The sequence below is a fragment of the Dysgonomonas sp. HGC4 genome, from assembly GCF_001261715.1.
Lineage (GTDB): Bacteria > Bacteroidota > Bacteroidia > Bacteroidales > Dysgonomonadaceae > Dysgonomonas_A.
In genome coordinates this window covers 1-20,340 of record NZ_CVRU01000074.1, presented here as the reverse complement: position 1 = coordinate 20,340, position 20,340 = coordinate 1, and the positions used below count along the sequence as shown (strand labels likewise).

Here is a 20,340-nt window from a genome sequence, read left to right as displayed (position 1 = left end):
ATAACCGTTAATTTTAGCGGTTAACACAAGAGTTTCTCTCTACCAGAACCATACAAGGAGGCAAACTACCTTATATTCGGCTCAGTACGACACAGAGGAAGCGGTCAACGTTAATTAATTAACACTGATATTCCATTACTTAACACACATTTTTTCGGGGTCTAATTCAAGCGATCCTTTGATTCAAGTAGCATAATTTAAAATTCTGATTATTATCTATATGTCAATTTAATTCCTTATATTCTTTTCACCAATATTTTAGCATCTCTGCCTACAATTTCACAACGAAAACATTAATATCAATAGATTATTCAAGTAGCACAAATTAACAAGCTTGCACTTTGAAATACAATAAAGAGACTTGAATTTTTAAGATGGAGGGAAAGATATTCATTGATTCACATCTTCCTTTTTTTTTAATAACATACCTTTTGATTTACTATTTTCCGGGGAGTAAAAGTATATATTAATTGCACAAGTCAATCACTATATTTAGTGTTTTTACTATATTTATCGCAACCAATTTCAGAAAAAAGGTGGCGAAAATTGACAAAAAAGGAGTTTCTAGAAAAAAAATAATCTAAAACAGGCACAAACCAACTAAAAACAACATCTAAAAATGAAAAGAGGACGCTAAACATACTAAGCTCCTCCAAAAAGAAGAATATATTTAAATTATAAAAAAGAGAGAAATAGTATAAAAAAAGGATTAATCTCGCCCAACATTTGCAACAGCTATTCTCTGCTTTCTAAAAAAAGCAAATCTATCGACCTCTCCACTCTGCGTGATCAAAGTAGAACAACGCTTAAGAGACTCAATCCAATTTTTTTGAGCATCTGACACTTTCGAATTTTGAGAATCAAGACCATTTACAGCTAACACTCTAAGATGAGAGTAACCCACAACATCAGACTCTATATGAGAATGCGATGCCTCTAGATTAACATTAGCCAAATAGAGAGAAACCTTTGTACCAGTCTTATACATCCCCGATATTGCAATAACTTCCAATTCATTTATTAATGCGAAAAGATCACTTTTCAACAATTCAAGCTCTTCAGGGGTAATTAGATTTAATTTAAAAAAATAATTTATATCCTTAATTACTGAATTAAATATATCTCGATCCAAAATATGCATCGCTTCTTGAATACTTCTACTCTCTTTGATAAAAGCAGCCTGCATATCCAGAACTTCCTGAGTAAACTGTAATTCGGAAAAGGAGACGTAAGACTGTGTATTACTTGCTTGGTAAAACCATCGGTAAAGTCGGAATCGAGAAAGATTCTCGAAAGGCAAGTAAAAAGAATATGGAAGTGTATTAAAAGCAAATACAGCTTTTAACTGTTTTTGAGAGCTCATCCTTTGAAAAAATTGAATATAATCGTTAAGCCTCGAACAATAATCTTCCATAAGATTGTTAACATCCAACATATTAAGATGAAAGACAGCTCTTTCCTGATTTTTCACTCCCAAAATAGCGTCCAAAGAAAAACCCATATGCAAAGACAATTTAGCAATCTCTTCAAAAGTAAAAGGAACCTCACCTCTCAACCTCCGATAAATTGCCTCTTTACCAATAGGCAAAACATCCATCAACTCATTAATAACATTACTATTCTTAGGGATTGAACCTTTTATCGCAGAAACAACCTGATCATTTAAATTGTATTTGTCCTTCATACTTTTCAAAAATGGATGACTAACGTTTATAAGTATTAAATAAAATCTATTAATTAAAATTCTAAAATATTCGATAGCTCCTCAATGTTAAATAAAAAGAGGCAAAGCCGCGTTTAACAAAAAATATCACCTATTATTACATCCATAAATTATAATATTTAAAAATGCGGGGTTCTTTCTCGTAATATCTTCCCATAAAGACCACAGACCTACTTAACCATTAGCATATAATGCCCAGCCAGCTTGTGATATAGAAACATTTAAAAAGAAAATTAGTTCAACATTACAATCGTTAAAACAACAAGGTGACACAATAGAGACTTTTTTTTACGAAAATAAAAAAAAGAGACAACTATCACATGATAGAAGTCTCTTTTCTCTTTTTTCTTACTTTTTTCTTATTTTCTTAGGATATAATCTTCTTCAATCTCTCCCTTTATTTTATTACCATCAATATCAAGTTGAGTCAAAGTATTCTCACCTACAAAATATTGATTTGGTTTATCTTCTCCTTCTAAAGTAATAGTATTACCTTCCTTGTTCCACGAATAAGCTCCTTTGGTATAAAAAGCCTTATCACCTTTTCCTACATAAAGTATCTTTTTATTGTAAGTACTATCGGCCAATTCAATCATTACATCCATACCACTACCCGAAGCTGTTGGTAAAACTCCCTTATACACTCCTTTATAATCAAGCGAATTCATAGCATTGTGCTCATCATCCACCACTGTTACCGTATCCGATCCTTGTAAAGTAGCACCATCTGGTTGCCCTGCTTGTTGAGGTTTGTTATTACAACTAAATAAGACTACCGAAAACAATAAAACAATTCCCTTTTTCATATTATTAAATATTTAAATTTCTAGCTTTTGGTAAAATATAACAGCCCGAAAACTGAAAAGGTTTACCTTTCTTTAAAAAGTTAACAAGTATATATATAAATTTCCAAAAATAAGTATTCTTATAGATATACTTTTTCCATTTCTGACGAAATACACCTCCATCTTTACCTGGATCATACAAGTATAAAACAGAAAAATTATATGCTCACCTACTAAAAATCCAACATTAAAATAAAAAGTAGAGATAACTTCATTGTCTTTAATCTATCTGTCAGCACAATAATTAAAAAACTTTGAGTAACTTTATGCGATTTTAAGAAGTAAAAAAGAATTATGATTAAACCGATTACAAAAAGTATCGATTTAGGTGATGGAAGGTCTATCACCTTAGAAACAGGTAAATTAGCAAAACAGGCAGATGGTTCTGTAATGCTAAGAATGGGTGACACCATGTTATTGGCAACTGTGTGTGCCGCAAAAGATGCAAATCCAGGTGTAGATTTTATGCCTTTGCAAGTTGAATATAAAGAGAAGTTTGCTGCTGCAGGTCGCTATCCCGGAGGTTTCCTTCGAAGAGAAGGGCGTGCTTCGGATTCTGAAATCCTAGTATGTCGAATAGTCGACCGAGTACTACGTCCTCTATTCCCCGACAATTACCATGCTGAAGTATTTGTTACTATAACAATGTTCTCTTCAGATGGCATAGATATGCCTGATGCGCTGGCAGGACTTGCAGCTTCTGCAGCTCTAGCCGTATCGGATATTCCTTTCAACGGTCCTATCTCAGAAGTTAGAGTAGGTCGTATTGATGGAAAATTTGTAGTAAACCCTACATTCCAACAGCTTGCACAAGCAGATATGGACATTATGGTTGGTGCTACTATCGACAATATTATGATGGTGGAAGGCGAAATGAAAGAAGTTTCGGAAGCAGAAATGCTTGAAGCTATCAAAGTTGGACACGAAGCTATCAAAGTACAATGCCAAGCTCAAATCGAATTGATGGAGCTATGTGGTACAACTGTAAAAAGAGAATACTGTCATGAAGTAAATGACGAAGATTTACGCAAAGACGTTTGGGAAAAATGTTATGATAAAGCATATGTTGTTGCTGCATCATGTAACACAAACAAACACGAACGTATTGCTAACTTCAAAGCAATTGTTGACGAATATAAAGCAGCTTTAACTCCTGAGGAGTTAGCAGAAAAAGGTGCCTTGATCTCTCGTTACTATCACGATGTTGAGAAAGAAGCTATGCGTCGTTCTATCCTTGATGAAGGAAAACGTCTTGATGGTCGTAAGACTACTGAGATTCGTCCAATCTGGTCTGAAGTAGATTATCTACCAGGAGCTCACGGATCGGCTATCTTCACTCGTGGTGAAACTCAATCGTTGACAACTGTTACTTTAGGTACTAAATTAGACGAGAAAATTATCGATGATGTATTATTCAACGGTAAAGAACGTTTCTTGTTACATTATAACTTCCCTCCATTTTCTACCGGTGAAGCTCGTCCACAAAGAGGCGTAGGTCGTCGCGAAATTGGTCACGGAAACTTGGCACACCGTGCTTTGAAACCAATGATTCCTGCAAACTATCCATATGTAATACGTATCGTATCTGACATCTTGGAATCTAACGGATCATCTTCAATGGCAACTGTATGTGCTGGAACTCTAGCTCTTATGGATGCTGGGGTAACCATTAAGAAACCTGTAACAGGTATCGCAATGGGTCTTATTTCTGAGAAAAAAGGAACAAACTTCGCTGTACTTTCTGATATTTTAGGAGACGAAGATCACTTGGGAGACATGGACTTTAAAGTTTGTGGAACAAAAGATGGTATCACTGCTACTCAAATGGATATAAAAGTAGACGGATTGTCTTTTGAAATCTTAGAAAAAGCATTGAACCAAGCTCGTGAAGGTCGTTTACACATCTTAGGTAAGGTATTGGAAACTCTATCCGGACCAAGAGAAGATCTTAAACCAAATGCTCCACGTATCGAGATCGTAATGATTGCTAAAGAATTTATCGGCGCAGTTATCGGACCTGGTGGAAAAATCATACAAGGTATTCAAGAAGAAACTGGTGCGACTGTAACTATCGAAGAAGTAGATAACCAAGGTCGTGTAGAAATATCTGCAACCAATAAAGCTTCTATTGATGCTGCAATGGCTCGAATTAAAGGTATTGTTACAGTTCCTGAAATTGGAGAAATATACACTGCAAAAGTTCGCTCAATAATGCCATACGGTGCTTTCTGCGAATTCTTACCTGGAAAAGACGGTTTACTTCACATCTCGGAACTATCTTGGGATCGTGTTGAAACAATCGAAGAATCAGGTCTTAAAGAAGGTGATATGATAGAAGTAAAACTGGTAGATGTTGATGCTAAAACAGGCAAAATAAAACTATCACGTAAAGCTCTTCTTCCTCGCCCTCCTCGTCCTGACAGACCTGTAGTAAAAAAAGAAGGTGATGCTCCTCAAACAGAAGCTCCTGCTGCTGAATAAAAGAATCAAAGATTCTATTAATATAGAAATAGGCTACTCCAATTGGAGTAGCCTATTTTCATATTAATATGTAGGAATCAATACTATAAAATAGTAAACCCATTTAACATTTTCACATAAGGTTATGATTACTTATCGTAATTCAGATACCAGTGGATTCTATACTTATCAATTTGTAGAACATGCCAAAGAGTATATTGTTTTGCGAAAAAATGATTCTTAACCTACCTGCTGAATAAAAAGTTTCACAGCTAGTCAATACCCATACAGGTCGCTAAAAAAACAAATATGTCCATATGAATAATCAACATATGGACATATTTATTATTTATCTAACAGCCTAAATTTCCACTTCTGATATACAGTCTATTTTATGAATAATAGACCATAAGCTAAGACCTTATTTTCCGTCTTTCAAAAAAGAAACCATATTCTCTATTGCCTTTTGAGATAACCGCTCTTTAGATTCTCTTGTAAAGCCTGCCGACTTATCATAAAGTACAATATTCTCCATTTCTGAAAATTCTTTATAATACACCCCTGCTCCATCTGCATCGAAAAATGCAAAAGAAGTTTTGTCTGCATTCATAAACTTAACAAAAGCATCTTTATCGAATAAAGGACCAAAGGATGTATTAATGAATACCGAATTTTTCTTCCTACATGCAAATTCTTCTTCATTGACAAGAACAGTATAACGAGGTAAGTGCAGAGTAACAACATCACTTGCAGCCATCAAATCTTTAAGAGGTAAAAACTCCGATCCTCTAGCCTCTTCATCAGCTTTGCGCGTTTTGCTATAATAGTAAACCTTCATTCCGAATGAGCGAGCAGCTGCAGCAACCATCTTACCTAAAGTACCCATACCAATTATACCAATACTCTTTCCTCCAAGTTCGCTAGGTTCTTCTCTCCATTGATATTTGCCATATCCTTTGCCTAGATTGATCAATTGACTAAAGATAAACTCAACAACACCTTCGTCTCCGTAATCTTTTACGCCTTTTACAACGATACCTCGCTCTCTTGAAGCTGGAATATCAACACTAGACGTTTCTTCGCTAAAAAGACTACAACACATACCAATATATTTGAGGTTGGGAACAGCAGCTATAATTGCAGGAGTAAGTCGTGTTTGAAAGCTCACCAAAATGCAATCGCTATCACCAATCCGTTCAATTACCTCTTCTTCTGACGAAGGATAGCTCCAATATAATTGAAGAGGTTCGGTTGATAGTTTTTGAATTTCAGGAATTGCATTCTCTGTTAAACGACAAGCATCGATCATCGTTATTTTTTGAAATTTCATAGAAGATTATTTTTTAAATATATAATTAAGGTATCAGATCTTTTCGTCCAATCATAAAAATAGCTGTAGAGGTTAACTACAACATATTAGCACTAATAGAGTATTAGTAAGCTTCAAACATACCTAATAAAAACCAATTTACCTAAAAAGTTACTATATCTACTACCCTATCTATATCAATAAAACAAAAACGCTTTCGGAAATATCCGAAAGCGTTTTTTATCATTAATTCTTTATTACAGCGAATGACGAATTACATCATTCCACCCATTCCGCCACCCATAGGAGGCATTGCTGGACCTGCATTTTCTTCTTTCTTATCTGCGATAATACATTCTGTTGTTAAGAACATACCTGCGATAGATGCAGCATTTTCAAGTGCTACACGTGCTACTTTAGCTGGGTCGATAACTCCTGATGCTACTAAGTCTTCATAGATATCAAGACGAGCATTGTATCCGAAGTTTCCTTTTCCTTCACGTACTTTTTGTACTACTACAGCACCTTCTCTTCCACAGTTGTTTACAATCTGACGAAGTGGCTCTTCGATAGCACGTTTGATGATTTCGATACCAGTAGTTTCATCTTCATTTTCGCCTTTCAAACCTTCAAGAGATTCAATTGCGCGAATGTATGCAACACCACCTCCAGGTACTGTACCTTCTTCGATAGCAGCACGAGTTGCAGATAGAGCATCATCTACACGATCTTTTTTCTCTTTCATTTCAACTTCTGATGGAGCTCCTACGTAAAGAACTGCAACACCACCTGCTAATTTAGCAAGACGCTCTTGAAGTTTTTCACGATCGTAATCCGAAGTTGTTTTTTCGATTTGAGTTTTGATTTGACCTACACGTGAAGCGATTGCAGCTTTATCTCCTGCTCCGTTTACAATTGTAGTATTGTCTTTGTTGATAGTAATCTTATCAGCAGTACCAAGCATGTCGATAGTAGCTGCATCTAATTTAATACCTTTTTCTTCTGAAATAACTACACCACCTGTAAGAACTGCAATGTCTTCCAACATTTCCTTACGACGGTCGCCAAATCCTGGAGCTTTTACTGCTGCAATTTTCAACGAACCACGAAGACGGTTAACTACCAAAGTAGTTAATGCTTCAGAATCGATGTCTTCTGCAATAATCAATAAAGGACGTCCAGATTGAACTGTTTTTTCTAGTATTGGCAGAATATCTTTCAATACCGAAATCTTTTTGTCATAAATAAGAACATATGGATTCTCTAAATCAGCTTCCATTTTTTCAGTATCTGTCACAAAATATGGAGATATATAACCTCTGTCGAATTGCATACCTTCAACTACATCTACGTAAGTTTCAGTACCTTTTGCTTCTTCTACAGTAATTACACCTTCTTTTTTCACTTTACCCATAGCCTCAGCAATCAGCTTACCGATAGTTTCATCGCCATTTGCCGAAATTTTAGCTACGTGCTCTATTTTTTGCAAATCGTCGCCAACTGCAACCGATTGAGATTTCAAGTTAGCAACAACTTTAGCAACAGCTTTGTCGATACCACGTTTCAAATCCATTGGGTTAGCACCCGCTGTTACGTTTTTCAAACCAACACTGATGATTGATTGAGCAAGTACAGTTGCAGTAGTTGTTCCGTCACCTGCATCATCGTTAGTTTTAGAAGCTACTTCTTTTACAAGTTGAGCTCCCATGTTTTGGAATGGGCATTCCAATTCTACTTCTTTTGCTACAGTTACACCGTCTTTAGTGATATGAGGTGCACCGAATTTTTTTTCTACAATAACATTACGACCTTTAGGACCTAAGGTTACTTTTACTGCATTTGCTAATGCATCGACGCCTTTTTTTAGTTCGTCGCGAGCATCAATATTAAATTTAATTTCTTTAGCCATGATTTTTTCTAATTCTTTAAAACGTTAGAGATAAATTTAAGGTCTCAGACCTTTTCATTACTTGGAATACTTAAATAATAGCAAGTACATCAGACTGACGCATAATCAGAAAGTTTTCGCCTTCCAATTCTATTTCAGTACCGGCATATTTACCATAAAGTACCTGATCTCCTGCTTTCAATACCATATCTTCGTCTTTAGTTCCGTTACCTACAGCAACAACTTCACCTTTCAATGGTTTTTCTTTTGCAGTATCAGGAATAATGATTCCTCCTACAGTTTTTTCTTCTGCCGCAGCTGGCTTAACAAGCACTCTATCTGCTAAAGGTTTAATACTCATAATTCTAATTTTTATTATTTGTTTGTTATATTTGATATTGATTATACTCAGTCAAACTATAGCGAAATCTATGCCAAAATAAGATACTGCCAAAACGACAGAGTGAATCATACAACTAAAACGACAAGATGTCGTTTTGTTATATTTCAGCTATTAGTTAGCAGTATATCTATATCTGCCTAAATATAAAAATAAACTATTCTAATGAAGTCTGACCCTATTGTTATTTTTTGGTTTCGCAGAGACTTACGCCTTGATGATAATACAGGACTTTATCATGCTTTGAAAAGTCAGTATCCAGTTTTGCCTATCTTCATTTTCGACACTGATATTCTTAAACAGTTTGAAACACCCGAGAATGCGCAAGTAGAATTTATTCATCAGCAACTGCAAATCTTACAAAAAGAATTAAGGGGTTATGGAAGTTCTATAGAAATAGATCATTCAACACCTGAAGTGTTTTTTGACAATCTTTGTAAACAGTATACAATCAAGGCTGTATACATAAATGAAGATTACGAACTTTCGGCACGAAGGCGAGATACTGATATTGAAAATTTCCTACGAAAAAAAGATATTGATTTCCTAAGTTTCAAAGATCAGGTTATTTTCAGTAAAGAGGACATTCTAAAAGACGACGGAACACCTTATACTGTTTTCACTCCATATAGTAAACGATGGAAACAACATATTCAACCAGTACATTTACAATCATTTGACAATAGAGATTTCTTTTCTAATTTCTATAAATTTGAGAATGACAATATTCCGAGCCTATCCGATTTAGGGTTTACTCAACGAAGAGGACTCATATTTCCTCCAATAGAAGTTAGTGATCATTTAATCAAAAACTATAATCAACAACGTGATTATCCCTCAATAGAGGGAACTTCCCGATTAGGTATTCATTTACGATTCGGAACTATAAGTATACGCAAACTTATAGCAAAGGCACAATCCATAAATGATACTTTCCTTAATGAACTAATCTGGAGAGAGTTTTATCATGCTATTACATGGCACTTCCCTCACATATGTAAGGGCCAGGCATTCAAACCTCAGTATGACGAAATTGTATGGAGAAACAATGAAACTGAATTTACAGCGTGGTGCGAAGGAAAGACAGGTTATCCAATAGTAGATGCAGGTATGAGACAGCTTAATGAGACCGGTTTTATGCACAATCGTATACGAATGATTACAGCTTCATTTCTCATCAAACATTTATTAATTGATTGGAGATGGGGCGAAGCCTACTTTGCCAATAAGTTGCTCGATTTTGATTTTGCAGCTAATAATGGTGGCTGGCAATGGGCAGCCAGTAGCGGCTGTGATGCTGTACCTTATTTCAGAATATTTAATCCACAGCTACAAACAGAAAAGTTTGATAAACACTTAGAATATATCAAAAGGTGGATACCTGATTTTGATCCTTTAAATTATATCCCTCCGATTGTCAATCATGAGTTTGCAAGAAAAAGAGCACTTGATGTATATAGTAATGCCTTGAAAAAATAAACGTACTGTTTAAATTATAAAGTATTTATAAATCTAAGATTACTTAAAATATATATCGTTCTACTTACTAATCAAATACTTTCCCTACTTTTGTTTATAAATTAAGTAAAAGTGCGTTTTTTTTAGAACATCGTTTAATTATAACGATAGGTTACACCTATACTTAGTTAAGTAACAAAAAGGGTTAAAGCCTTTAATATAAAAAGTATTTATGTACGGAAAAGCATTAGGTTTATTTTTATTTATTTCATCAGCAATCTACGCTCAGAACACAACATATACCCTTAAGGGAAGTATCGAGGACAATCAATACAACGGAAAGAAAGTGTATTTGCAGCAGTTGAATGATACTAGAGACGGATTCGTCAATATTGATAGCACAACGGTTAAAGACAACAGTTTTAGCTTTACAAAAGCTGCCCAAGCAAAAGAACCCGCATTAAGATTTATTTCAACAGAAGCGCCTATTAACTATGCCCCTGCTTTTTTTCTGGCTGAACCAGGTGAAATAGTTCTTGCAATAGGACAAAAAAATAAAATTAAAGGAACTCCACGAAACAATAGCTTCCAGGATTTTTCTAATTTACAAGATTCTTTGAACAATGAGATAGAGACCGTTGTTCAGAAGTACTCTCAATTACTACAAACCTCCGGCAATCAAGATAAAATGATGAAGGAAGGTCAGGCAATAATGAAAGAACTACAAGAAAGCAGATATAGTTTTGCTAAGGAAAATATCAATAATGACTTAGGTGAGTTTATAGCTCTATCATCGTTTGAAGTTCTAACACCTGATCAAGTATTAGAATTGACCTCTTTAATGAGACCCGAATTCAGAAATAGCGACTTAGGTCAACAAGTGATTTCTTATTATGAAGCTAAAAATTTAAAAGTTGCAGGAGCTCCATATAAAGACATCACACTAAAAGATCCAATGGGTAACAATATATCCTTGTCCGATTATGTCGGTAAGCACAAAGTTGTATTGATAGACTTTTGGGCATCGTGGTGTGGACCATGTATCAAGGAAATGCCTCATGTAATAGAAGCATACAATCAGTACAAAGACAAAGGTTTCGAGATTGTGGGTGTATCTATGGACGAAGATCAAGCGAGATGGCTTGGTGCTATTGATCGCCTGAATATGACTTGGCCTCAGATGTCGGATCTTAAAGGATGGAAAAGTGCTGCTGCTAAATTATACGGCATTGACAGTATTCCATACACTTTATTGATAGACCAAGATGGCAAGATAATAGATAGCAACCTTAGAGGTACTCAGCTACTAAATAAATTGCAAGAGTTGCTAGATTAGATCGCAGACCTTTTTCTTGCTCAGAAAGTGTAATCCGCCTGTATATTACTCAAAATAAAATTTCAAAATATTAAATATAAAAATAATTAACATGAAAAGATTCCTATATCTATTGCCAGCCATAGCATTGCTATTATCAGCATGCTCTCAGAAAAGTGAGCTGAACGGTAAATTTGCAAATGCTAACAATGACGGGAAACAAGTCTATCTATTAACGATGAAAGACTTCAATGCTCCCTTTCAACCAGTAGACTCTACTGTAGTAAAAGATGGTGCATTTAAATTTATCCTTAACGATTCAACAGAAGTTGGCGTTGCTTATATTGTAGTTAAAGAGGCAGCTGAAGGTACTCCAAACGGTATTCCTTTTGTTTACGAAAAAGGAAATATTGATATGTATATCGACAGTGTTCCTAAAGTAAAAGGTACTCCTCTAAATGAGAAAAGTCAAGTATTCTTTGATAAACTGGCAGTTGTTGCTAAAAAAATGGAAGGTGTAGACAGACAGGCTGCTCAGGTAGCAGATCCTAACGAACGTCAAACATATATCGACCAAATGCATGAGCTACAAAAAGAAATGAGCACAATTGGTTACGACTTTATTAAAGAAAATATAAACAATAGAATCGGAGAGTTTTACTTTGTTTCGTTTATTGATCTTTTTGACGAAGCTCAAGTTCAAGAAATACTTAAACTGGCAAGCCCCGAATACCAAAAGACTATCAACAATCTTCTTGGAATGGATAATGGCGGTCAGCAAGCTCAAGCTCAACAAGGTAGTTTTGTAGGACAAAAATTTATCGATGTTAAAGGCAAAACTCCAGAAGGCAAAACTATTGCAATATCGGATTATGCTGGAAAAGGTAAAGTTGTTTTAGTTGACTTTTGGGCTTCTTGGTGTGGACCTTGTATTAAAGAAATGCCTCATGTAGTTGCAGCTTATAACAAATACAAAAGCAAAGGTTTCGAAATCGTAGGTATGTCATTAGATGAAGACAATAGCAAATGGACTGCTGCAATCAAGAACCTGAATATGACTTGGCCTAATATGTCAGACCTTAAAGGTTGGGATAGTGAATTAGGCGCTCCATATAATGTAAGAAGTATTCCTTTCACTGTACTAATTGACAAAGACGGTACAATTGTAGCTGAAAATCTAAGAGGACAAGAGCTTGACAACAAGATTAATGAGTTATTAAAATAAGTCTATACTAATTTTAAATTACTGAATATTTATGAAAAAGATTTCATCTCTACTTTTTGCTGCCACTATTATATTGATGGCAGCATGTACAGGACAACCAAATTCGAAAGAGTATACTCTTACCGGAAATATATCGGGAGGATCTGACAGTTTAGAGATTTTTCTACAAATAATCGATGAGAATACGGGAGAGTTTGTATCTGTTGACACAACAACTGTGCAGAACGGAACTTTCATATTTAAAGGCATAGCAGAACAAAGTCCTGCTCTTCGTTTTATTTCAACAGAAGGTTTATCCAGACCTGTGCCAGTAGCAATTGAAAGTGGCAATATTGATGTTTCTATTGATACAGCATTTGTGGTTACTGTAAAAGGAACTGCTTTGAATGATAAATATCAAGAATTCTCAAATAAAAGAAATGCAATCAATAACCAACTTCGCGAATTATCGAAACTAGGTAAAGAAGCTGAAAAGGCTGGAACTTTAACTCCTGAATACGAAAAAGAGTTAGATAATAAGTATGATTCTTTATATAATGGTTTGAAAAAAGAAGTGTTTGACTTCACCAAAGCCAACATTACAAACCCTTTTGGAGTATATGTACTTATAGATAGAGGGGTATCGTTTGATGCTACTCAATTAAAAGAATTATTACCTTCTCTTGACACTAAAGTTAAAGCAAGCGCTAGAGTTCAGAAATTGGAAAAACGACTTCAAGCTCTCGAAGGAACAGAAGTAGGAAAACAATTTATTGATATAAAAGGTACTACTCCCGATGGTAAAGAACTTTCATTGTCTGATTATGCAGGAAAAGGAAAATATGTACTTGTTGACTTTTGGGCATCATGGTGTCCTCCTTGTCGCAAAGACATGCCAACTGTTGTAGAAGCTTACAAGCAATATAAAAACAAAGGCTTCGAAATTGTAGGAGTATCATTGGATGATGATAAAGCAGCATGGGAAAAAGGGATTAAAGACCTAAACATCACATGGCCTCAAGTATCAGATCTTAAGGGTTGGAAAACCGAATTAGGAGCAGCTTATGCAGTAAATAGTATTCCTCACACTGTACTACTAGATAAGGAAGGCAAGATTATTGCAAAAGACATACATGCTAGTGAATTATTATCGAAATTAGCTGAGCTAATGAAATAAGAAAGAACTACGCTTCCAAATCAAAAAGAGCCCGAATCGGATTAGATTCAGGCTCTTTTTGATTTTATATAAACTGTTTCTTACTCCTTCAATTACTTGAAGTAATAGTTTTGGAATTATCTGGATTGTCAATATCCTCCACCACTGCTTCTACTTCGGGTCTATTAGACAATGGACTTATATAGAAACGAAGGTTTGCTATTTTAGGATTAGCGATCTCTGATTTTTTCAGCAAGCTATCCCTTACTATATCTAAGCTTTCAAATGAAAGGAATATTTGGTGAGCAAAAAAGCCACTCACAGAGTCGTCTTCCATTTTTACATTATACGAATCAAACTTGTCGCTGGTCATATTATAGATGTATTTATACAGACCTTTCCCTTTCTGGTCTACAATAATATAAACAGAGGCCTGATTCTGTTCGACTTTATTATCGGGATATATAACAAAATTTGACCCTATTTCAAGAAAACACGCTGTTGAATCTTTCGTCAATTTATTTTGCTTAAGTAATTTTTCGTAGGCAACAGTCAGATCTTTACCGACGGGCATCTCATCATATACGTTGTCGCTTTTACATGAAAACAAAAGACCGACAATCAACATACAAAATACAGGAAATATAATATTCTTACTCTTCATTATTTCTTATTAAGTATAGTAAAACATTTATTGTAATATCAATCACTATAGAACACACAAACCTCTCAGTAAGTTTTTCTAAGCCAATATATAAGGAGCAAAGATAAGATTTTCGACCTATTTCCTTTATCTTTGTTTAATTAGATAACCTATCAGTAATTATAAAAACACATCTCTGCACCATGGAAATAAAAAGAGTCAAAAATCCTGCAAATAAAATAATGCAAGAACGCCGCACAATTAGAAAATACAACCCTACCGTAAAAATCAGCAAACAAGAAATGAGTAATATTTTGCAGGATGCATTAACTGCTCCTTCATCATTAAATCTTCAACCTTGGCGTTTTGTAATAATAGAGTCCGAAGAAGGTAAGAAACTACTAAGTTCACATATTATGTTCAATCAATTGCAGTGCGAAACATCTTCGGCTGTTATTGCAGTATTTGGAGACAGAGAAAACTTCACATATGCAGATGAAATATTTTCGGCAGCAGTACGATTTGGTTTAATTACCGAAGAGAATAAAAGATCGGCTCTTGAAAAATACGAAGCCTACCGATCAGTATTTACCGACGAGAGAATAAAAGATACTCTGCTACTTGATGGAGGACTTGTATGTATGCAAATAATGTTAGCCGCCAAAGGATATGGTTACGATACAAATCCTATCGGAGGATATCAAAAATTGGAATTAACGGAGGCATTGGGCTTAGATACGAAACGTTACATACCTATTTTACTAATATCAATAGGAAAGGCTGACGAAGAGGGGCACGACTCTATCCGTTTCTCCGCAGATGAGATTACCCAATGGGTATAAGCCAAACTCGGATTAAACAGTTTTCGATATAGCAATACGAGTAAAAAGATCTTCCTTGAAATAAACGTTGGAGATATCACCTGCTTTACTTTAGCATAGAAATTAATCTATAAGAGATGGGGCTCATCTGTATATCGCAGATCATTAGTCCGAAAAGTATTTTTATATTAGTAACACAAAACACTCAATTTTTATCATGTTATTTTAATACCTTTGCAAGCAAATTTAAAAACACTTTGGCTACCCTTCTATATTCCATCAATAGAATTGAGATTGGTTTGCCTTGAGATCAGTCTAGTACTAGAACTTACAGTGTTTCATTAATTATGACTTATGAGTAATTCAGAAACAAAAGGTTTAATATACCTCGACCGAAATGAGTACAGCTACGAAGTATCTCCACTTGTAGCAAAAGTTCTGAAAGAATTCAATCCTCAGGATTTATGTACCTACACCCGCTGTTTTCAACATGGAATAAAAAGCGAGCTATCTCAATACATCGGAGACATGTATAATGTTGCCGAACAAAATGTAGTATTAGGATATGGTGGAGAAGATATTCTGAAAGGTATTATTCATTGCTTTCTTAGTCAAGGACATCAGCAACGTAAGATACTTATTCCCACATTCTCGTGGTGGTACTATAAATCTATTGCAGATGAGGTAAACGGAAAAACGATAATGTATCCACTTTATGAAGATGGATATGATTTTAAATATAATATTCCGGAAATAAAGAAAATAGCGGAAGCCGAAAACCCCGATATTGTTTTATTGGCTAGTCCCAATAATCCTACTGGAAATTCTCTTTCAGTAGATGAAATGAAGGATATAATTTCGAGCTTAGGTAAAGATACGATTGTAGTTATTGATGAAGCATATACATCTTTTGCAAATAAAGATATTACATACATTTCGAAACTGATAAAAGAGTTTCCTAATTTGCTTATTATCCGTACATTCTCTAAGTTTTACGGACTTCCCGGTTTGCGTTTGGGTTATGGATTTATGGGCGATGGTCTTAAAAAATTCACCAATTTCAGCACAATGTATCTGGGATATAACAAACTAACTGAAAAATTAGGTATTGCAGCACTTCAATCTACTGAATACTACAATGCGAATGCTGAAAAAATGCAGCAGGATAAAGAATTATATAAAACAGGCTTAAACCCGATTGAAGGCTTTAAGGTATACAATTCGGATGCTAATTTTGTATTAGTAAAATATCCTACAGAACTAAAAGAAAAACTTCAAGAAGAATTCAAAAAAGACAACATCGTTGTAAAATTCATGAACGAAGAAGGCTTGCGTACTCATATGCGTATAACCTTGGGAACAACCCCCATCAATAAACAAGTTGTAGAAATAATACGAAGAGTTGCTCTTAATACAAATCTTAAATGAAAGCAGTTATTCTGGCAGCTGGCATAGCCTCACGCCTGCGACCTCTTACTGATAATACTCCTAAATGCTTGCTCGAAGTAGGCAGCAAATGCTTATTAGGACGTACCATAGATTCTCTAATTTCGAACGGATTTAAAGAGTTTGTAGTTGTAACCGGATATTTAAAAGAGATGATTGAAGATTACATCTCAGTCAACTATCCAAAACTACAGGTAGAGTATATATTCAATGAAAAATATGCTTCTACAAACAATATATATTCTCTTTGGATGACTAAAGAGGCAGTGAAGGGTCAGGATATTATGCTACTTGATAGTGACATTCTATTTGACTCCCCCATCATTATAGCCCTATTAGAATCTCCACACAAAAACTGTTTAGCTCTTAATTCTCACGAATTAGGTGATGAAGAGATAAAGGTAATTGTGGATGAGACCAATAGAATAAAAGAAATAAGTAAAGTCTGTTCCATTAAAGATGCAGTTGGAGAATCGGTAGGAATTGAGAAATTCTCAGCACCATTAGTCAAACTTCTTTTTGATGAAATGGACGATATGATTCTTAACAAAAATCAGTCAGGCATATTCTACGAAGCAGCTTTCGAAAATATTATAGAAAAAGGAGCCGATATGTATATTGTAGACACTACTAATATATTTTCGATGGAACTTGATACCGTAGAAGATTTCGAAACTGCATGTAAGAAGCTACCCTCACACTTATTATAAAAAGACAGATATGAAAATCGTTCTTTTTTGTGAGCATAAATACGCAGTAAGTATTCTTGCTCCTTTGCAAGATGAGGCAAATAAAAGCCAACAACACGAAGTTCTTTGGTTTGTAGATGCTCGAAACATCCCTGACTTCTCTCTTAAAGATGAGGCTAGATGGACAAATTCGATACAAGAAACTTATGATTTTTTCCCCGAAGCAGTTTTCGTTCCCGGAAATATTGTACCCTATTATTTATCGGGCGTAAAAGCCGAAATATTTCATGGGTATGCTGCTGAAAAAAAAGATCATTGGGTTATTCGCCGATATCTGGATATGTATCTCACACAAGGACCTTTCTTCACAGAACCCTTTAAGAAATTAGCTGCTAAATATAAAGATTTTGAAGTAGTTGAAACTGGTTGGACTCGTCAGGACTGGATTTTCAACAATCTACATACTTTTGACGACTATAAACAACAGTTATTAGCTGACAATAAAAAAGATAAGGTTGTTTTATATGCACCTACTTTTTCGCCATCGCTTACCTCACTTCCTTTTATAAAAGAAAGCCTCAAAACATTAGCTAAAGAAAAAGATGTTGTTATACTTCTCAAATTTCATCCTCTAACAAAACAAGAATGGGTTGAAGAATATAAGCAACTAGCTAACGAAGTCGAAAATATCATCTGGATAGACGACCATAATATCACCAAATACATTTTGGCTTCTGATATTATGATCAGTGATACCTCATCGGCAGTATACGAATTCCTATTGTTAGATAAACCGGTGATTACATATAAAAATGTGGCTAAGGATAAATACTGGCTCGATCTGGATAATATTGATCTCCTAAGCAAAGCTTTTGAGACAGTACAAACCAGCGACGAATATAAAGAGAAACGCCAGTGGATTATAAACAACTACGATCCTTATCTGGACGGAAAAGTAGCTGAGCGAATGTTTGCTGCTGTTGAAGATTATATTACCCGACATGGTGTTCCCAAAGAACGGAAGCTCAATCTTTGGAGAAAATACCAATCTATTAAAAAGTTTGGCAAAATCAAGCGAAAATAAAATCCTAGACTTTCTTATCACTTGACTAAATAAGTCTATTATAACTAAATCTAGAAATACCAATAATACATAATACACTATCACACATGACCGAGAAAGAGCCATATTACGGAGATTTGGAGAAGACCACAATTTTAAACGAATTATTTAAAGTTGAAGGAGAATTACGTGACGAAAATTGGAGAGCACAGTTCTTTGAAAATGTTGCCGACGCAAGTTTTGCTTGTAGTGATCCACAAATAATAAGTGGTCCCGATGGCTTTCCTTATTTTGTATTAAACACTCCAGAGCCTAATAAACAATTTCAATGTTATGTGATCAAGAATATGATTCCTGACTTTCTTTTAGAGCAAGGTTTTGGAGTAGTAATAAACCCTGAAAAAGGAAATCCTGATTGGGTATTCTCATACGGTGATATCGTAAACTATCATTTAAGAAACGAGTTCTATACAAAATCCGACAACTGGGATATGCAAAAATCCGATGAGGTTATAGCAGAAGAAGAGAAAGTATTAGTGGGACAACCATCCGAATATATCATACCTGTTCAGACAAGAGCTATCCTTCGTATGTTTTTCGAAAGTTTACAAATAAGCGATGCTAAAATAGCATTACTCAACCGACCTAAGGGTGAAGAATTCTCTCAACAACTTGTATTTAATCTTACTCCTGATAAATTTAAAGATCGAGAGCATTTTAATACTATTATGGCATACGTAGCTTGGTTCTTACCAAAGCACTACTCATATGCTTCGATGGACGAATCTACTCTTGGGAGTAATTTCTTACCCATATAAATTGGACTACAAAATATAATGCCCCAAGCTTCACAGCTTAGGGCATTTAATGATCAACTAAAAAACTATCAATAGAAATGATTCACTATAAACTGAATATGACGTTTGTTTCTTTTTTTCTTTTGCAATAACGTCTGCATTGTTCACTTACACTATATCCAAGCAGAGTACCGATCATAAAATCTTCTTCTGCCGATAATTGGTCTAAAGACTTATCTTTACATAGCTTGTCCACTACTACAAGACATTCCTTCTTTCCAAAAAAGACATTTATATTACCATTCTTCAATTTCTGTATCATATAACTAATCTCATTCCTTTCGAGCTTAGCCTTTACTTTCTCCTCCAGTTTCCCGGAAAGTGTACAGAGCACCATGTCTCTGACTCCTTTTTTGAATTCGTAAATATGATGATTAAATACTAACATAATTGAGAATTATGAGGTAAGGAACATATATTGTAAATTAGGTCTACGACCTCAAATTGCTTTTCTTAAATCCTCTAACCATAAAGCAACACGCTGATCGGTAAGATTAGATTCATTATCCTCATCAATAAGTAATCCAACAAACTGTCCATCAACAATAGCCTCTGAGCTATCAAAAGTATAACCTTCGATAGATACACGACCTATTACTTCGCATCCTTTATTTTTTATCACTTCATAAATTTTACCTAGAGCATCACCAAAAGTGTCGCTATAAGAAGAAGAGTCTCCACAGCCGAATAAAGCTACTTTTTTACCATTAAGGTCTGCATTCTTGACATCGTCGATATAAGATTCCCAATCGTCTTGAAAATCACCCATACCCATTGTTGATCCTCCGAACAACACCACATCATAAGCACTAAAGTCTGCCGAAGCTGATGCTACATCATGCACGTCAGCTGATGCTACGTCTAAAGCTTTTGCTAAACGCTCTGCTAAATCTTGAGTGTTACCGGTTGTAGAACCATAGTATATACCTATCTTTGCCATGTCTTTATTCTTTTGTATTTAGAATTAATTTTATTGATTTTGAATAATACAAAGAAAGCGGGCTTTTAGAGTATACACAATACCATAAAATAGGGATATTTTCATAAAATACTCATTATTAAT

Annotated in this window: 18 protein-coding genes; 10 read left to right on the top strand and 8 right to left on the bottom strand. The window is 34.9% G+C overall.

Annotated features, from left to right (window positions below):
* Positions 1-709: 709 nt before the first annotated feature.
* Positions 710-1,684 (bottom strand): helix-turn-helix domain-containing protein, encoded by a 975-nt coding sequence (locus HGC4_RS07090; protein WP_050709430.1) that lies wholly within the window; start codon positions 1,682-1,684, stop codon positions 710-712.
* A gap of 398 nt (positions 1,685-2,082) precedes the next feature.
* The gene (locus tag HGC4_RS07085) at positions 2,083-2,529 is read right to left on the bottom strand and encodes a copper resistance protein NlpE (protein WP_050709429.1); all 447 of its coding nucleotides are present in this window, start codon (positions 2,527-2,529) and stop codon (positions 2,083-2,085) included.
* A gap of 333 nt (positions 2,530-2,862) precedes the next feature.
* On the opposite strand from HGC4_RS07085, the gene pnp reads away from it, so the two are divergent.
* Complete coding sequence (gene pnp / locus HGC4_RS07080) at positions 2,863-5,049, top strand: polyribonucleotide nucleotidyltransferase (RefSeq protein WP_050709428.1); 2,187 nt, start codon at positions 2,863-2,865, stop codon at positions 5,047-5,049.
* A 400-nt stretch (positions 5,050-5,449) separates the two neighbouring features.
* Here the strand turns inward: pnp and HGC4_RS07075 are convergent, their stop codons facing one another.
* The 3 genes from HGC4_RS07075 to HGC4_RS07065 form a co-directional block, all read right to left on the bottom strand.
* Complete coding sequence (locus tag HGC4_RS07075; protein WP_050709427.1) at positions 5,450-6,358, bottom strand: NAD(P)-dependent oxidoreductase; 909 nt, start codon at positions 6,356-6,358, stop codon at positions 5,450-5,452.
* A gap of 253 nt (positions 6,359-6,611) precedes the next feature.
* Positions 6,612-8,246 (bottom strand): chaperonin GroEL, encoded by a 1,635-nt coding sequence (gene groL / locus HGC4_RS07070; protein WP_050709426.1) that lies wholly within the window; start codon positions 8,244-8,246, stop codon positions 6,612-6,614.
* Positions 8,247-8,316: 70 nt separating this feature from the next.
* Positions 8,317-8,586, bottom strand: coding sequence for a co-chaperone GroES (locus HGC4_RS07065; RefSeq protein ID WP_050709425.1), 270 nt, complete (start codon positions 8,584-8,586; stop codon positions 8,317-8,319).
* Positions 8,587-8,790: 204 nt separating this feature from the next.
* Between HGC4_RS07065 and HGC4_RS07060 the strand changes: the two genes are divergently transcribed.
* From HGC4_RS07060 to HGC4_RS07045, 4 genes are all read left to right on the top strand, one after another.
* Entirely contained in the window at positions 8,791-10,104 is a 1,314-nt protein-coding gene (locus tag HGC4_RS07060) for a cryptochrome/photolyase family protein (protein WP_050709424.1), read from the top strand.
* Between the two features lie 211 nt (positions 10,105-10,315).
* Positions 10,316-11,419 carry a TlpA disulfide reductase family protein gene (locus HGC4_RS07055; RefSeq protein ID WP_050709423.1) on the top strand — a complete coding sequence of 368 codons (1,104 nt, stop codon included), beginning with the start codon at positions 10,316-10,318 and terminating at the stop codon, positions 11,417-11,419.
* Positions 11,420-11,510: 91 nt separating this feature from the next.
* Positions 11,511-12,623 carry a TlpA disulfide reductase family protein gene (locus HGC4_RS07050; RefSeq protein ID WP_050709422.1) on the top strand — a complete coding sequence of 371 codons (1,113 nt, stop codon included), beginning with the start codon at positions 11,511-11,513 and terminating at the stop codon, positions 12,621-12,623.
* A 31-nt stretch (positions 12,624-12,654) separates the two neighbouring features.
* Entirely contained in the window at positions 12,655-13,779 is a 1,125-nt protein-coding gene (locus tag HGC4_RS07045) for a TlpA disulfide reductase family protein (protein ID WP_050709421.1), read from the top strand.
* Positions 13,780-13,867: 88 nt separating this feature from the next.
* Here the strand turns inward: HGC4_RS07045 and HGC4_RS07040 are convergent, their stop codons facing one another.
* Positions 13,868-14,422, bottom strand: coding sequence for a hypothetical protein (locus HGC4_RS07040; protein ID WP_050709420.1), 555 nt, complete (start codon positions 14,420-14,422; stop codon positions 13,868-13,870).
* 182 nt (positions 14,423-14,604) lie between these two features.
* Here HGC4_RS07040 and HGC4_RS07035 point away from each other — a divergent pair, with 182 nt between their 5' ends.
* From HGC4_RS07035 to HGC4_RS07015, 5 genes are all read left to right on the top strand, one after another.
* On the top strand, positions 14,605-15,243 hold the full coding sequence (locus HGC4_RS07035) for a nitroreductase family protein (protein ID WP_050709419.1): 639 nt from the start codon (positions 14,605-14,607) through the stop codon (positions 15,241-15,243).
* 333 nt (positions 15,244-15,576) lie between these two features.
* On the top strand, positions 15,577-16,650 hold the full coding sequence (locus HGC4_RS07030) for a pyridoxal phosphate-dependent aminotransferase (RefSeq protein ID WP_050709418.1): 1,074 nt from the start codon (positions 15,577-15,579) through the stop codon (positions 16,648-16,650).
* Positions 16,647-17,378, top strand: coding sequence for a phosphocholine cytidylyltransferase family protein (locus HGC4_RS07025; protein ID WP_050709417.1), 732 nt, complete (start codon positions 16,647-16,649; stop codon positions 17,376-17,378). Before HGC4_RS07030 ends, HGC4_RS07025 begins: the two co-directional genes overlap by 4 nt.
* Before the next feature lie 10 nt (positions 17,379-17,388).
* A complete protein-coding gene (locus tag HGC4_RS07020; RefSeq protein ID WP_050709416.1) occupies positions 17,389-18,441 on the top strand; it encodes a CDP-glycerol glycerophosphotransferase family protein in 1,053 nt (350 codons plus the stop codon).
* 86 nt (positions 18,442-18,527) lie between these two features.
* Entirely contained in the window at positions 18,528-19,238 is a 711-nt protein-coding gene (locus tag HGC4_RS07015; protein WP_050709415.1) for a hypothetical protein, read from the top strand.
* A gap of 85 nt (positions 19,239-19,323) precedes the next feature.
* Here HGC4_RS07015 and HGC4_RS07010 read toward each other — a convergent pair whose 3' ends face one another.
* Positions 19,324-19,665 (bottom strand): DUF2023 family protein, encoded by a 342-nt coding sequence (locus HGC4_RS07010; protein ID WP_050709414.1) that lies wholly within the window; start codon positions 19,663-19,665, stop codon positions 19,324-19,326.
* A gap of 51 nt (positions 19,666-19,716) precedes the next feature.
* The gene (fldA, locus tag HGC4_RS07005) at positions 19,717-20,217 is read right to left on the bottom strand and encodes a flavodoxin FldA (RefSeq protein ID WP_050709413.1); all 501 of its coding nucleotides are present in this window, start codon (positions 20,215-20,217) and stop codon (positions 19,717-19,719) included.
* Positions 20,218-20,340: the final 123 nt, after the last annotated feature.